The sequence below is a fragment of the Mesonia sp. K4-1 genome, assembly GCF_008017825.1.
In the GTDB taxonomy this organism is placed as follows: Bacteria; Bacteroidota; Bacteroidia; order Flavobacteriales; family Flavobacteriaceae; genus Mesonia.
The window spans coordinates 1-15,320 of the sequence record NZ_VRLS01000032.1 but is presented as its reverse complement, the minus strand read 5'-3'; the positions used below and the strand labels follow the sequence as shown (position 1 = coordinate 15,320).

Here is a 15,320-nt window from a genome sequence, read left to right as displayed (position 1 = left end):
AACCAAAACTACTTTTATCTTCTGCGTGAAGCAGAAGTGTCTTGACTATTATATGTACGAGTATTAGTCGTTTGCGGATTTGTTCTCGAACTATTAGTTCTTGTTGAAACTCTTTGATTATTAGTAGGAGTTACAGTTGAATTCTTTCGACTTCTCGTAGAGGTAGATTTTCTTGTTGGAGTATTATTAGTAGTACTCAATCTTCTTGTATTAGATCGAGAGATCTCTTTGGTATTACTACTTGTTCTACTGCCATTGGTTCGAGTATTACTTCTATTCTGCGTTCTAGCATTCACACTAGAATTTCTAGTATTGGTATTAACAGAACGATTAATATCTCTCCGCGTAGAGGTGTTAGCAATACTTCTTCTGGTATTACTTTTTGTACCTCTTCTATATACTGCAACCCTTTCATTAGGTCTATAGTAACTTCTTCGCGTATGAGGACGATAGTTACTTTTATACGTATGATAACTTACTCTACGAGGATGATAATAAGTTCGGTAAGGTCTAGTGTAAACTATACGATAGTTCGATAATGGTCTTCTGTAAAACCTGTGCCAAGGTCTAACCACATAACCCCTGTTGTAAGGATTAATATAACCTCTAAAGTGTGAAAAACGTCCGTGTCCATCATAAAAAACATAAAGTCCACCTACATTTACCAGCCTTCCATAATTATTATAATTAACAATAATATTTCCAGCTTGTACTATACGTCCATAATAATCATAATAAATAGGTACATTTTCTATTTGAATGATAGCACCATAATCGTCATATTGAACGTAGGGGTCATAATTATAACCACTATTAAAGCTAATATTTACATTGGTGCTTTGTAGATTAATATGAGTAGTTGCGGGTTGATAATAAAAGTCAAATTGACCATCTGGGTATATAGCAAACTCTATATTACTTTCAGTAAAAATAATAGAATTACCATAGCCAAAATTAGTAGTCGTAGCTACTTTTTCTTCTTTTGCGATTGCACTAGTCACTATAAATACGCCTAGTACGAGATTTAATAACTTTTTCATGGTTATGGATTTTATTGTTGTTCATTAACTAAAAATCAATTAATGTGCCAAAGTTATAAACACTTGATTTTCAAAATCTAAAAAAGGGTTCCAAGAATAGAACCCTTTTAACTAACCAACCAAAAATTATATTATTATGATTATATAATATGTTTTGAGAAAATCAATAACTATACCATTATAGCTTTTCTGCTAAATATTTAGCTGTAAAAGATTTTTTATCTTTTGCTACTGCCTCAGGCGTACCATTTGAGATCAAGTAACCTCCATTTTTTCCACCCTCTAATCCTAGATCAATAATATAATCAGCACATTTCACCAAATCCATATTATGTTCAATAACCACTACCGAATGTCCTTTTTCAATAAGTGCTTGAAATGATTGAAGTAGTTTCTTAATATCATGAAAATGCAAACCTGTAGTAGGTTCATCAAAGATAAATAATGCTTTATCTTTAGTTGTTGCTTTCCCTAAGAATGAAGCAAGTTTAATACGTTGTGCTTCTCCACCAGAAAGAGTAGAAGAGCTTTGCCCTAAAGTTACATAGCCTAAGCCAACATCTTGTAAGGGTTGTAATTTCTTTACAATTTTAGACTGCTTTTCTTTCTCAAAAAATGAAATTGCATCATCAATGGTCATCGTTAAAATATCATCGATATTCTTCCCTTCAAACTTTATTTCTAATACTTCTTTTTTAAAGCGTTTACCTTGGCAAGTTTCACAAATTAAATGAACATCGGCCATAAACTGCATTTCAATAGTAACTTCTCCTTCACCTTTACAGGTTTCACAGCGCCCGCCATCGACGTTAAAACTAAAGTGTTTGGTTTTGAAATTTCTTACTTGTGCCAATTTTTGAGCAGCAAAAAGAGATCTTATAACATCATAGGCTTTAATATAAGTCACAGGATTAGAACGGGAAGATCTCCCTATAGGATTTTGATCTACGAACTCTACGTGTTTTACATTTTCAAACTTGCCTTCAATTTTGGTCATTTCACCTACTTTGGCTCCGTAACCACCAGTCTCTTTTAAAATAGAAGGATAGAGTAACTTTCTAACCAGTGTACTTTTACCACTACCTGAAACTCCTGTCACAGCTGTAAAAACACCTAATGGGAATCTAACATCAATATTTTTAAGGTTGTTAGCTCGAGCTCCAATGATATCAATATAATATTTATAATCTCTACGCTTTCGCGGAATTTCTATCGTGTATTCTCCATTAAGGTATTTAGCCGTAAGAGAATCTGCTTTTAGTATTTCTTTATATTTTCCTGTCGCGACTACATTTCCGCCAAGGGTTCCCGCTTCTGGACCAATATCTATAATTTCATCGGCAGCTTTCATCATATCTTCGTCATGTTCTACCACGATGACCGTATTACCCAGATCTCTTAGGTCTTTTAAAACCTGAATAAGTTTTTCGGTATCTCTAGGATGAAGTCCGATAGATGGCTCATCTAAAATATACATAGAACCTACCAAACTAGAACCTAAAGAAGTAGCTAGGTTTATACGCTGCGACTCTCCACCAGAAAGACTGTTTGATTTTCTATTAAGGGTCAAGTAATCTAAACCTACATTAGAAAGAAATTGTAATCTACTATTGATCTCCTTTAAAAGACGTTTCGCTATAGCTTCATCTTGCTCATTTAGGTTGAGATTTTTAAAAAAATCACTCAATTCTTGTAAAGGTAGTTCTACCAAATGTGTAATGGCCTTTCCATCTATTTTTACATATTCAGCTTCAGTTCTCAACCTTTTACCTTTACAGGAAGAACATTTTGTTTTTCCGCGGTAGCGAGAAAGCATCACCCGATTTTGAATTTTATATGCTTTTGCTTCTAGATGATCAAAGAAACTTGTTAAACCTTCAAAATAAGAGTTACCTGTCCAAAGTAATTCTTTTTGTTCTTCCGTAAGATCATAATAAGGTTTGTGAATGGGGAAGTCGAATTTATGAGAATTATTGACCAGTTGGTCTCTATAAAAACTCATACTTTCTCCACGCCAGGGGAATATGGCATTTTCATAGATAGAGAGAGAAGTGTTAGGGAAAATTAAATCTTCATCTAACCCAATCACATCTCCATAACCTTCACATTTAGGGCAGGAGCCGTAAGGATTATTAAAACTAAACAAATGCACGTTAGGTTCTAAGAATTTCATTCCGTCCAGCTCAAACTTATTACTAAACTGTTGGGTTTTACCCTGTGTTAAATTTTCGACAAAAAGTTCCCCTTTTCCTTCGTAAAAAGCAGTTTGAATTGCATCTGCTAAACGATTGTAAAAATCTTCATCATTTTTAATGACGATACGATCTACAACTAAAAAAGCTTCTCCTTTAATATCTTCTGGAGTTTCTTCAATACGCAGAACTTCATCTTTCCATTTAATTCGACTGAAACCTTGTTGTTGTAAAACTTTTATTTTTTCTGATAAATCCCTTCCTTCCTCAATATGGATAGGAGCGAGGAGAAGGAGCTTTTCTTTTTCGGGTAAAGATTTAAAATATAAAACCACATCGGTTACCGTGTCCTTTTTAACTTGATTTCCAGAAATAGGAGAAAAAGTTTTTCCTATACGCGCATATAATAATTTTAAGTAATCATAAATTTCTGTAGAAGTTCCTACGGTAGATCGAGGATTGGTAGAATTTACTTTTTGCTCTATGGCAATGGCAGGAGCGATTCCTTTTATATAATCAACTTTTGGTTTGTCCAATCTACCCAAAAACTGCCTTGCATAAGAAGATAAACTCTCCACATAGCGACGCTGACCTTCCGCGTAAAGCGTATCAAAAGCTAAACTAGATTTCCCTGAACCCGATAAACCAGTTATAACCACTAATTTGTTACGAGGGATAACTACATCTATATTGTTTAGATTGTGTAGTTTAGCTCCTTTTATTATTATATTTTCCTTGGGGTTTATTTTTGAAATATCTTTAATCATCACTGTTTCTAATGCTAATGAGCAAAGGTAAATAATAAACACACGGTATAAAAGGATTGATTTAGCAGAAAAAATGTTAAAATATTTAACTTTTTTGTGATTGTCTTAAATATATTTATATATTTACCACGAACAAAAACAAAATTCTGCCTATAGCATACTGTTACTTTTAAAAAACCAAAATTTTTAATTTTACACACAAGAAGCAATTCTTATGTGTTAACTAAGTAACTTGTATGAAAAAAATCCAAACTTCTACAGATGCCCATCTTGTTAGTTGCTATATAAAAGGTGACGAGAATGCATTATCTACATTAATTAACAGACATCAACAACGCTTATATAACTTTATTTATTCTAAGGTTTTTGATCGTGATGTTACCGAAGATATCTTTCAGGATACTTTTATTAAAGTCATTAGAACATTAAAACGAGGAAAATATAATGAAGAAGGTAAATTTCTGCCTTGGGTGATGAGGATTGCTCACAATCTTGTAATCGATTATTTTAGAAAAAACAATCGTATGCCTAAATTTGATTGTAGCGGAGATTTTGACATTTTTGATGTATTAGGAGATGACAATTTAGATGCAGAACGTCTCATGGTGAAAGATCAAATTGAAAATGATGTTAAAAATCTTATTGAAGAACTTCCTGAAGACCAAAAAGAAGTGTTGGTGATGCGTATTTATAAAGACATGAGTTTTAAAGAAATTGCTGAACGTACCGATGTTAGCATCAATACTGCTCTAGGAAGAATGCGTTATGCGTTGATTAATTTAAGAAAGGTAATTGAGAAGCATAATATTGTTTTGACCAATTAATACAATAAGTTCAATTTTTTTTCGTTATTTTTAAACAACTAACGAAAATGAATGTAAATGGCAAAACTTTACTTAAATAAACCTTCTAAAGAAGACGAAGTGGGAAACCTACAACCAAGCAAAGAGACCATAAACTTTTTGCTAAATTACTCTAAGGCTTTAAGTGTTATAGATTATAAAAAAATGAAGTTTGAAGCACTTCTTAACTAAACTTTGAAGAGAACTCGTTGTTAGCTAGCGAGTTCTTTTTTTTGCTTTAGTATAATATTCTTGTATAACGCTTTTTCTTCCTATAGTATTTGTGATAATATCTTTCTCTAAATCCCAGCCTCTGGCAGGGGAGTACTCTCTTCCATACCAAATAATCTGAAGATGTAACTCATTCCATAAATTTTTTGGAAACAAACGTTTAGCATCTTTTTCTGTCTGTTTTACATTTTTACCATTGCTTAAATTCCATCGATACATAAGTCTATGTATATGTGTATCTACCGGAAACGCAGGAATTCCAAATGCTTGCGCTACCACCACACTTGCTGTTTTATGTCCTACAGCGGGAAAAGTTTCTAAAACCTCAATACTTTCTGGCACTATACCGTGATGCTCTTCAATTAAAATCTTTGATAAACCATAAATACCTTTAGATTTCATGGGAGATAAACCAACAGGTTTAATAATCTCTCTAATTTCTTCTACAGAGAGTTTAACCATATCATAAGGGTTATCCGCTTTAGCGAAAAGAATAGGAGTAATTTGGTTTACTTTTTTATCTGTGCTTTGCGCGGAAAGCAATACAGCAATTAACAATGTATAAGGATCTTTATGATCTAAAGGAACAGGTATGGTAGGGTAGAGTTCCTTTAACGTATTTATAACAAAGCTTACTTTTTCTTGCTTGTTCATTTTATGTATTTTTAAGCAAAAATAACAATTATGACCACATTACAAGAAGGAGATAATGCTCCAGATTTTTCGGTGCAAGATCAAGATGGGAAAATTCATCAACTTAAAGATTATAAAGGAAAGAAATTAGTCGTTTTTTTCTATCCAAAAGCAAGTACACCAGGTTGCACAGCCGAAGCTTGTAACCTAAGAGATAATTGGGAGACTTTTCAAAAAGAAGGGTACGACATTTTAGGCGTAAGTGCCGATACTCCTAAACGTCAACAAAATTTTAAAAATAAACATGAATTACCTTTTCCGTTACTAGCCGACGAAGAAAAAGAGGTAATCAATGCCTTTGGAGTTTGGGGGCCTAAAAAATTTATGGGTAAAGAATACGAAGGAATTCATCGTACTACTTTTGTAATTGATGAAAATGGGAAAATTTCTAATGTAATTTCTAAAGTAAAAACCAAAGCTCACGCAGAGCAGATTTTATAGTTATTCACTATAAAACTGAAAACTTTTCTCAATTAAATTATTAGAGACTTGGCAATCTATAATAGGTTTTCCTATAGATGATAAAAGAACAAAATTAATGATCCCATGACTGTTCTTTTTATCATACTTCATAAGATCTATAATAGGTGCTAAGTCTTCTTTAGCAAATTCTACTTTAGGGAAAGTTTTTAATATAGTTTGTTTTATCTCTTGAGTCTGTTTACTATCTAAGCCTTGTAATTGATTAGAGAGGTATGCTGCTAAAATCATTCCTACAGCAACGGCTTCACCATGTAGTAGTGTTTCTTTTTCATTGCTTTCTAGAAAATAACTTTCAATAGCATGCCCTAAAGTGTGACCGAAATTCAAGGTTTTTCTAATTCCGTCTTCATTTAAATCTTGGGTAACAATATTATTTTTAATGAGGATGGATTCATAAATCAATTCATCTAAATCTTCTAAAGTAAGTTGAGATAAATCACTCATTTTACTCCAATAGGAAGAATCTGCAATTAGACCGTGTTTTAGCATTTCGGCTAATCCACTTCGCATTTCGTTAGCGCTTAAGGTGGTTAAAAAAGAAGTGTCTATAAGAACCATTTCGGCATTACTTATTACACCTATTTGATTTTTTAATTTACCTAAATCAACTCCGGTTTTCCCCCCAACGGCAGCATCAACCATTCCTAATAGAGTAGTAGGTATATTTATATAAGCAATTCCTCTTTTATAAGTAGAGGCAACAAATCCGCCAAGGTCTGTAACTACTCCGCCACCAAGATTAATACACAGAGATTTTCTATCAGCATCTAATTCTGTTAAAGCTTCCCATACGCCATTGCAAGTGGTAATATTTTTTTCTGATTCGCCTGGCTCAATTTCAATAATTTCGATTTCTATGGTGGTAGCTAAATTTTGTAAAAAACTAGGCAAACAAAGCTCTTTAGTATGTGAATCTACAAGTATAAAAACTTTAGAAGGATTATTGTCGTTAAGGTAGTTATTCAAGTATTGGTAAGCTGTTTCGCCAAAATGTATAAAATTTTTAACAGATGCTATTGACTTCATTAAAATTGATGTTAAATGAACGTCGAAATTAATTAGAAAAAATAAAATATTGTTACTTCACGACTTATATTTGCAAAAAAAATAGCGTTAATGGTTACAAAGATTTTTAATAATACAAAGAGAGCCTTTGCTTTAAAAAGCGATAGTGAGTTAAAAAAATCACTATTTATTTTTAGTATGATGAATAAAGGCGTTTTGGTTAGCATAGGAACCAAACTTACAAATTTAGCCCTAAAACTTCATTTACCCGTAGAAGGTATTATTAAGAAGACTATTTTTAAGATGTTTTGTGGCGGTACTTCTAAAGAAGATTGCTTACCTGTAATTAAGAAAATGCATGAAATGCATGTACATAGTGTATTAGATTATTCTTCTGAAGGAAAAGAAGAAGAAGCTGAATTTGATAAAGCATTAAACACTAAAACAGGAATTGTAACTTTTGCTAACCGCAGAAAAGAAATTCCGTTTACGGTATTTAAACCTACAGGAATAGGAAGGTTTGCAATATGGGAAAAAGTATCTGCAAAAGAAGAGCTTACCAAAGAAGATCAAGAAGAGTGGGATAGAATTGTAGACCGTGTCGATGAAATTTGTGAGTTGGCTTACAAGTTAGATATGAGAATTTTAGCTGATGCTGAAGAGTCTTGGATGCAAGATGCTGCAGACGATCTTCTAGAAGAAATGATGTCTAAATACAACCAAGAAAAAGTTATTGTTTATAACACTTTGCAGTGTTACCGTTGGGATAGACTTCAATATATTAAAGATTTACATAAAAGAGCTAAAAATAGAGGGTTTAAGATAGGAGCCAAAGTTGTACGTGGTGCTTACATGGAAAAAGAAAATGCTAGAGCAGATAAAATGGGTTATCCAACTCCTATATGTGAAGATAAAGAAGCTACCGATGTGAATTTTAATGCGGTTATTTACTATGCGATGCAAAATCTAGATGAAATAGCTCTTTATATAGGAACCCATAATGAGGTAAGTACTTATTTAACCATGCAGTTAATGGAAGAAAAAGACATTAGCAAAGATGATGATCGCATTTGGTTTAGTCAGCTTTTTGGAATGAGTGATCATATCTCTTTCAATTTAGGTTTAAATGGGTATAATGCAGCTAAATTGGTTCCTTTTGGGCCTATTAGAGATGTAATACCTTATTTAATGAGAAGAGCGCAAGAAAACTCCTCAGTGAAAGGTCAAACGGGAAGGGAATATGCTTTACTGCTAGAAGAAAAGCAAAGAAGAGAAGGACAATTTACCAAACGTATTGCGTAAATTTTACAGCTTTTTTAACGAAATAAAATCCATCTGCTTCAGATGGATTTTTTATTTTACAGAAGTAATTGTTAATCTATGAAAAAGACGTTTCAGTTTATAAAGAAGACCTATGAGCAATGGATGAGTAATAGTCCGTTTGAGCAAAGTGCCGTAATTGCATATTATACTTTGTTCTCATTACCTTCTTTGCTCATTATCATTATTACCATAGCGGGATATTTCTTTGAAACATCAGATGTTCAAGGGAAAATTATTTCAGAAGTTGCTTCATTCACTGGGGAAGAAACGGCTCTAACTATAGAAACGATGATAACCAATGCCCGTATAAAAGGAGAAAACTTTCTTAATATTACGGTAAGTGTCTTAATGCTTATTTTTGGTGCAACAGGAGCTTTTTTTCAATTGAAAAAAGCGATGAATAGAATATGGAGCGTAAGAGCTAAAAAAGATAATTTAATGCGAATGATCTTAGATAGAGCTATTTCATTTGGTATGATTATCGTGATTGGTTTTATGTTATTGATTTCATTGGTCATCTCTACAGTAGTTTCCGCTTTAAGCGAATATATAAGTAATTATGCTCCAGAAATCACTTCCTACTCGTTAGAGGTTTTTAATTTTCTATTAAGTTACATTTTTATAGGAACTCTCTTTGCAGGTATCTTTAAGCTTTTACCTGACATTAAAATAAGATGGAAAATCACTTTTGTTGGGGCTTCACTTACCACCGTTTTATTCTTATTAGGTAAATATTTATTAGGCTTTTACTTTAGCGAAAGTGACCCTGCCTCTGTTTATGGAGGAGCTTCTTCTGTAATTCTTATTCTACTTTGGGTTTTTTATTCTTGTTTAATTATGTTTTTTGGAGCAGAATTTACCGTTCAATATGCTCTTTATAGAAATGAAACCATCACTCCTAATAGTTTTGCCGAGCCTGCTTATTATCAAGAGATGGAAGAGTTAGAAGAGGAAAAAAACCGTATAAAAAAAAAGAAGAAACAGATAGATAAACTCTCTTCTTAATAAAGTTTAACGTTTCTCAAAAAGGGTTTAGATTTTTTTTAATAGAGTCTTCGTAATGAGTATTTTATCTTTACGGAAAAGAAAATTAATCAAAAAAACTAAAACTATGAAAAAGAGAATTGCCATTTTAGCAACCGACGGATTTGAAGAAAGTGAATTAAAATCACCTAAAGAAGCGATGGAAAATGAAGGTTTTGAAGTCGATATTGTAAGTTTAAAATCTGGAAGTATTAAAGCTTGGGATGAAGGGAATTGGAGCAAGGAATATAAGGTAGATAAAACTTTAGACAGTGTATCTGCAAATGAGTATAATGCTCTTGTTTTACCAGGTGGGGTTATTAATCCAGATAAATTGAGAATAGAGGAAGATGCAATAACTTTTATTAAAGACTTCTTTAAACAAAGTAAACCTGTAGCTTCTATATGTCACGGTCCTTGGTCTCTAATCAACGCAGAAGTTGTAAAAGGAAGAACCATGACTTCTTATCCTTCTATTAAAAAGGATTTAATAAATGCTGGAGCAAATTGGGAAGATAAAGAAGTTGTGGTAGATGAAGGTTTAGTTACAAGTAGAAACCCAGATGATTTGCCTGCATTTAATAGCAAACTAATTGAAGAGATTAAAGAAGGTAAACACGATTTACAACACGCTTAATCAAAATGCTTTATAAAATTTAAAAAGTCCGCTTTACGCGGACTTTTTTTATGATTTAAAGAGAAATTTTAATCCCATTCGGCTTAACATTTTCTTTTCGAACTCCCAGAAGAATTTAAACTGACCAAAAAGCCAACCAAAACTTACTAATAATACTTGGTAAATAGGAAAGACAAGAATAATTCTTAAGAAATAATATATAAAACCTCCAAACCAAAATCCTTCAGAGAAGTGACCTCTATCTAGATTTAACCAAGCAAGAAGAGGTTTTGCAACATAGACAGATGATGAACCTGTGATTCCAAAAACAATAAAAATGATAATGATTTGCCAATTAGATTCAATTCCCCAGCGCTCTTTCAATTTTTCCATATATAGCTCCTAAAGTTTTTGGTTGTATTTTTCTTGAAAATATTGAAGATATTGGTACAGTAAATAATTTACTTCTAAACCATACTTAAGGGTTGAATCATAGTTAATCTCCCAAGAGTATAAGTCTCTATTGTAATTACCTGTAGTTACTCTGCTATTGTAGGAGGAGACCATAAAAGAATTTTTCTTTTCTAGTAAACTCAAACTATAATGCTCTTTCGGTCGTTGTGTAGCAAGCCAAGAATTAAAACCAGGTTCTATGATAATTATTTCATATTCTAGACTATCATTGGCAATCCTTACGGTATCATTAGTAACAGATGTAGGATTTTTCTTTCCAGGTTTATCTATGTTTTTAGTACTACTGCAACTATAAATTCCAAAAAGTACAGCACAAAAAAGAATAAATTTTTTCATAATATTAATAAGTCTTATTGAAACTTAGAAAAATCTATAATAAAGCTTCCTGGATATCTATTAGAAACTTCATCTCTAAATTTTTCTGCTTTTTCTCTAGAATTAAATTTACCAACCACAAGTGTATATACTTTAATATCTTGCACCACTTTTACCTGTACAGTGACATCTCTTTGGTAACTAGCTTTAAGATTATCTGCTAAACGAATTAAATTAGCAAGTTCTTGAAAACTACCAATCTGAACTCCAAACCAGTCTGGCTCAATTCTATTTATATTTAACTCATAAAACTCTAAAGGTTCTACATTGGCTACTGGAGCATCTGGATTAGTAGAAGTAGAGGTAGAAGAAGTCTCTCCGTTATCTGCAGGTGTAGAAACATCTGCAATATCATCACTACCATCTCCAATAACTTCAATCACAACATCGGTAACTCCCATTCCTATATAGTCTAATTTTTGTGCAGAAGATTTAGAAAGATCTATAATTCTTCCACTCACAAAAGGACCTCTATCGTTAATTTCTACAACAGTAGTTTTATTATTTGCTAAGTTAGTTACTCTTACTTTTGTACCAAAAGGCAAGTGGCGGTGTGCAGCTGTAGGTTTATTATGGTAATATTTTACTCCGCTTGCGGTTCTTCTTCCCTCAAATTTATCGGCATAAAAAGAAGCTTTACCAGTTTGAACTTGTGCAAAGCTAATAGCAGAAAATAAGAGAAAAGCACAGATGAAAATAATTTTTTGCATTGGTTTTAAATTTTGTTAGTTCTTTGCGAATATATTAATTATTTGATTAGCAAGCTCGACACCTATTTTGTCTTGAGATTCTACTGTAGAACCTGCGATATGCGGACTTAAAGAAATGGCAGGGTGCATTAAAATCTGAATTTCTGGAGTGGGTTCTCTATCAAACACATCTAATCCTGCAAATGCTATTTTCTTGTCATTTAGTGCATTTACTAAAGCTACTTCATCTACTATACCACCTCTGGAAGTATTGATAATTCCTGCATTTGGTTTCATAAGCTCAAGTTCTTCTTTCCCGATGAGGTAATTATCTTGCTTAGGAACGTGAATGGTTACGATATCTGAATCTTCTAAAACTTCATTTAATGGTGCTGTAGCAACCGAAAGAGTAACTTCTTGACCATCAAAAAAATCAATTTTAATTTCGGCATTACCCACTTTGTTATCACGAGCGATAACTTTCATTCCTAAACCTAATGCTATTTTGGCAACTTCTTTACCAATTCTACCAAAACCTATAATTCCTAATGTTTTTCCGTAAAGTTCGCTAGCATTACTGTACGCTTTTTTTAATTCTTTAAATCTAGAATCCCCTTCTAAAGGCATATCTTGATTAGTGTTTTTTAGAAAGCGTACGTTACTAAAAATATGGGCAAAAACCATTTCGGCTACGCTTCGAGAAGATGCATTGGGAGTATGAATTACCTTAATGCCTTTTGTTTCCGCGTAAGCGACATTTATATTATCTAAACCAACACCAGCACGCCCAATAAGTTGAAGTTTTGGGCATTGATCTATTAGTTCCTCACTAATTTTTGTGGTACTACGAACTAAAATAATTTCAATGTTATTTTTATTGATATAATCGGCCAATTGAGATGGAGCAACTTTCGTATAGAAAACTTTAAATTTAGCTTCTTCTAAGGCTTTTATTCCGTTAACGGAAAGTCCGTCATTAATTAATATATTCATCTTATGCTTTTCTTTCTAATTCATTCATTACTTCCACCAAAGTTTCAACACTAGACAACGGGAGTGCATTATACATAGAAGCTCTATAACCACCCACACTACGATGTCCGTTAAGTCCGTTGATATTTGCTTCTTCTAATAATTGATTAAATAAAGGCTCTAATTTTTTATCTTCCAGATTAAAAGTAGCGTTCATTATAGATCGATCTTCTTTAGCCGCATAGCCTTTAAACAAAGGATTAATATCAATTTCTGAATAAAACAATTGTGCTTTCTTTTCATTGATCTCTTCTATAGCTTTTATTCCGCCAAGAGATTGTAACCATCTTAAATTAAGTAAAGAAACATAAACCGCATAAACCGCAGGGGTATTAAACATGCTTTCTTTTTCAATTTGAACTTGATAATTAAGAAGAGAAGGAATTTCTCTGGTTACTTTTCCTAAAATTGATTCTTTTACAACCACTAAAGTAGTCCCTGCCGGACCCATATTTTTTTGAGCTCCAGCATAGATTAAATCAAATTGACTAAAATCTAATTGTCTCGAAAAAATATCGCTACTCATATCGCAAACCAGTGGAATTTCTATTTGAGGAAATTTCTTGATTTGAGTTCCATAAATGGTGTTATTACTTGTACAATGAAAATAATCATAAGAACGATCTATAGAATATTTTTTAGGTATGTAGCTGAATGATTTATCTTTAGACGAATCCACTTCAACTATTTCTCCAAATATTTTAGCTTCTTTTATCGCTTTAGAAGACCAAGTTCCTGTATTTAAATAGGCTGCCTTTTTTTCTAATAAATTGTAAGCAACACTTAAAAATTGAGTGCTCGCACCACCGTGTAAAAATAGAGCCTGATAACCCTTATTTTTTAATTGCAATAAGTCCAAAACTAATGATCTTGCTTCTTCCATTACATTCACAAAATCTTTACTACGGTGTGAAATTTCTAAAATAGATAAACCAGAATTATTAAAATCTAATACGGCTGCAGAAGCTTCTTTAAATACCGAGTGAGGTAAAATACAAGGGCCTGCGCTAAAATTGTGTTTTTTCATAAATTCTATTTTAAAAACTATAACTGAGTTAAAAATTTCATGGTATCTACATTATCGGCATAATCGGCTAATTGTGGTTGTTGAGTTTTTCCAAAAGGAATGTGATGGTTTTCCAATCCATTAGAAACTATACATTGTATGTTTTCTTCTTCTTTTTTCAGGTTTAACTTTAATTGTTCTAGATCTTCATATTCCTCATAAAAAACAGAGGCAATAGGAGAGGAGAAAGATTCGTCTTTTTTAAGCACTAAAAAGCCGTTATCTAAAATTTTATATTCACTCATTAGATACACCGCCTTGTTGTAATCATAATTATTAGCATACTTGTTAGAATCAATAATAGGGTGCCAATCATAAATAGCTTCAAAAAAGTAATCTAATTTTTGTTCTTTAGGAATATATAGTTTTGAAACATTACGGCATCCTAACCCGTAATAACGAAAAATATCTTCTCCTAAAGGTTGAAGCTCCTCTTTAGTTTCATTTCCGGTAAGAATGGCAACAGAATTTCTGTTTTTTCTAATAATATGAGGTTTTTTAGAAAAGTAATATTCAAAATAACGAGCTGTATTATTACTCCCCGTAGCGATTACAGCATCAAAATTATCTAAGCGATCTTTAGAGAACGCAATTTTTTCTTTAAAATGTGGTTCTAATTCCTCGATATATTGAGTAATTACTGGTAGTAATTGATTATCATTAGAAGATTGTTTTATCAATACTTTATTTCCGCTAAGAAGAACACAAAGAAAATCATGAAAACCTACTAAAGGAATATTCCCAGCCATAATTATAGCTACAGTAAGGTTTTTCTCTTCATCAATAGAATAATTAGAAATCCAATTTTCTAATTTTTTTTCCTCTAAGGCAAGACTCCATTGATTTAAAGAAAAAAGTATATTTTCTTTCGTAAACCAACCATTATAATGAATGGCATTATCAATTTTTTCATTTAACACCGTGAAAAAATTATTTTCCTTTTCTGAAGTAGCTTCTTCATGGTTTAAAAATCGTTTTAATGAGTTTCCTAGTAAAGAAAAAGTTTTGATACGTGCTTCTACATTCATATTATTTGGTTATCTACCCGAATGGCTTTATTTTTGTGCAAAGTTACATATATAAAAAGAAAAAAATGGCTATAATTATAACAGACGAGTGTATTAATTGCGGAGCTTGTGAACCTGAGTGTCCTAATACTGCAATTTACGAGGGAGCCGATGATTGGCGTTACGCCGATGGAACCGATCTTGATGGAGATATTGTTTTGCCTAACGGAAAAGAAGCAAACGCCGAAGAAGCTCAAGAGCCTGTAAGTGATGAGTTTTACTATATAGTGCCAGATAAGTGTACCGAATGTAAAGGTTTTCACGATGAACCTCAATGTGCGGCAGTTTGTCCTGTAGATTGTTGTGTTCCCGATGATGACCACGTCGAAACCGACGAAAAACTATTAGAGAAACAAGCTTTTATGCACCACGAATAAAAACAAAAAAAAACCACTCGAATGA

Annotated in this window: 16 protein-coding genes and 1 pseudogene; 7 read left to right on the top strand and 10 right to left on the bottom strand. The window is 32.5% G+C overall.

Going from position 1 to position 15,320, the window contains the following annotated elements; genetic code table 11:
• Positions 1–14: 14 nt before the first annotated feature.
• Positions 15–1,040, bottom strand: coding sequence for a hypothetical protein (locus FT986_RS05550; RefSeq protein ID WP_147864223.1), 1,026 nt, complete (start codon positions 1,038–1,040; stop codon positions 15–17).
• A 178-nt stretch (positions 1,041–1,218) separates the two neighbouring features.
• A complete protein-coding gene (gene uvrA / locus FT986_RS05545; RefSeq protein WP_147864222.1) occupies positions 1,219–3,999 on the bottom strand; it encodes an excinuclease ABC subunit UvrA in 2,781 nt (926 codons plus the stop codon).
• 236 nt (positions 4,000–4,235) lie between these two features.
• On the opposite strand from uvrA, the gene FT986_RS05540 reads away from it, so the two are divergent.
• Together FT986_RS05540 and FT986_RS15875 are read left to right on the top strand one after the other, a co-directional pair.
• Positions 4,236–4,823, top strand: coding sequence for an RNA polymerase sigma factor (locus FT986_RS05540; protein ID WP_147864221.1), 588 nt, complete (start codon positions 4,236–4,238; stop codon positions 4,821–4,823).
• Between the two features lie 57 nt (positions 4,824–4,880).
• A complete protein-coding gene (locus FT986_RS15875; protein ID WP_187248578.1) occupies positions 4,881–5,033 on the top strand; it encodes a hypothetical protein in 153 nt (50 codons plus the stop codon).
• Positions 5,034–5,228: 195 nt separating this feature from the next.
• Here FT986_RS15875 and nth read toward each other — a convergent pair.
• Positions 5,229–5,726 (bottom strand): annotated as a pseudogene (nth, locus tag FT986_RS05535) (endonuclease III); the annotation flags it as partial.
• Between the two features lie 30 nt (positions 5,727–5,756).
• On the opposite strand from nth, the gene bcp reads away from it, so the two are divergent.
• A complete protein-coding gene (bcp, locus tag FT986_RS05530) occupies positions 5,757–6,206 on the top strand; it encodes a thioredoxin-dependent thiol peroxidase (protein WP_147864219.1) in 450 nt (149 codons plus the stop codon).
• On the opposite strand, the gene aroB is transcribed toward bcp, so the two are convergent.
• On the bottom strand, positions 6,207–7,274 hold the full coding sequence (gene aroB / locus FT986_RS05525; RefSeq protein WP_147864218.1) for a 3-dehydroquinate synthase: 1,068 nt from the start codon (positions 7,272–7,274) through the stop codon (positions 6,207–6,209).
• A gap of 90 nt (positions 7,275–7,364) precedes the next feature.
• Between aroB and FT986_RS05520 the strand changes: the two genes are divergently transcribed.
• From FT986_RS05520 to FT986_RS05510, 3 genes are all read left to right on the top strand, one after another.
• Positions 7,365–8,555 (top strand): proline dehydrogenase family protein, encoded by a 1,191-nt coding sequence (locus tag FT986_RS05520; RefSeq protein ID WP_147864217.1) that lies wholly within the window; start codon positions 7,365–7,367, stop codon positions 8,553–8,555.
• A gap of 78 nt (positions 8,556–8,633) precedes the next feature.
• Positions 8,634–9,581 (top strand): YihY/virulence factor BrkB family protein, encoded by a 948-nt coding sequence (locus FT986_RS05515; RefSeq protein ID WP_147864216.1) that lies wholly within the window; start codon positions 8,634–8,636, stop codon positions 9,579–9,581.
• 106 nt (positions 9,582–9,687) lie between these two features.
• Entirely contained in the window at positions 9,688–10,236 is a 549-nt protein-coding gene (locus tag FT986_RS05510) for a type 1 glutamine amidotransferase domain-containing protein (RefSeq protein ID WP_147864215.1), read from the top strand.
• A 48-nt stretch (positions 10,237–10,284) separates the two neighbouring features.
• On the opposite strand, the gene FT986_RS05505 is transcribed toward FT986_RS05510, so the two are convergent.
• The 6 genes from FT986_RS05505 to FT986_RS05480 are packed head-to-tail and all read right to left on the bottom strand — an operon-like array spanning position 10,285 to position 14,879.
• Positions 10,285–10,608 (bottom strand): DUF6787 family protein, encoded by a 324-nt coding sequence (locus FT986_RS05505; protein WP_147864214.1) that lies wholly within the window; start codon positions 10,606–10,608, stop codon positions 10,285–10,287.
• Between the two features lie 9 nt (positions 10,609–10,617).
• The gene (locus FT986_RS05500) at positions 10,618–11,025 is read right to left on the bottom strand and encodes a DUF6146 family protein (RefSeq protein WP_147864213.1); all 408 of its coding nucleotides are present in this window, start codon (positions 11,023–11,025) and stop codon (positions 10,618–10,620) included.
• A gap of 14 nt (positions 11,026–11,039) precedes the next feature.
• Positions 11,040–11,774 carry a septal ring lytic transglycosylase RlpA family protein gene (locus FT986_RS05495; protein WP_147864212.1) on the bottom strand — a complete coding sequence of 245 codons (735 nt, stop codon included), beginning with the start codon at positions 11,772–11,774 and terminating at the stop codon, positions 11,040–11,042.
• A 15-nt stretch (positions 11,775–11,789) separates the two neighbouring features.
• Positions 11,790–12,746 carry a D-2-hydroxyacid dehydrogenase gene (locus tag FT986_RS05490; protein ID WP_147864211.1) on the bottom strand — a complete coding sequence of 319 codons (957 nt, stop codon included), beginning with the start codon at positions 12,744–12,746 and terminating at the stop codon, positions 11,790–11,792.
• A gap of 1 nt (position 12,747) precedes the next feature.
• Positions 12,748–13,812 carry a 3-phosphoserine/phosphohydroxythreonine transaminase gene (serC, locus tag FT986_RS05485; protein WP_147864210.1) on the bottom strand — a complete coding sequence of 355 codons (1,065 nt, stop codon included), beginning with the start codon at positions 13,810–13,812 and terminating at the stop codon, positions 12,748–12,750.
• Positions 13,813–13,829: 17 nt separating this feature from the next.
• Positions 13,830–14,879, bottom strand: a complete 1,050-nt coding sequence (locus FT986_RS05480) for an acyl-CoA reductase (RefSeq protein WP_147864209.1) — start codon at positions 14,877–14,879, stop codon at positions 13,830–13,832.
• A 65-nt stretch (positions 14,880–14,944) separates the two neighbouring features.
• On the opposite strand from FT986_RS05480, the gene FT986_RS05475 reads away from it, so the two are divergent.
• Entirely contained in the window at positions 14,945–15,295 is a 351-nt protein-coding gene (locus tag FT986_RS05475) for a 4Fe-4S dicluster domain-containing protein (RefSeq protein WP_147864208.1), read from the top strand.
• Positions 15,296–15,320 lie beyond the last annotated feature (25 nt).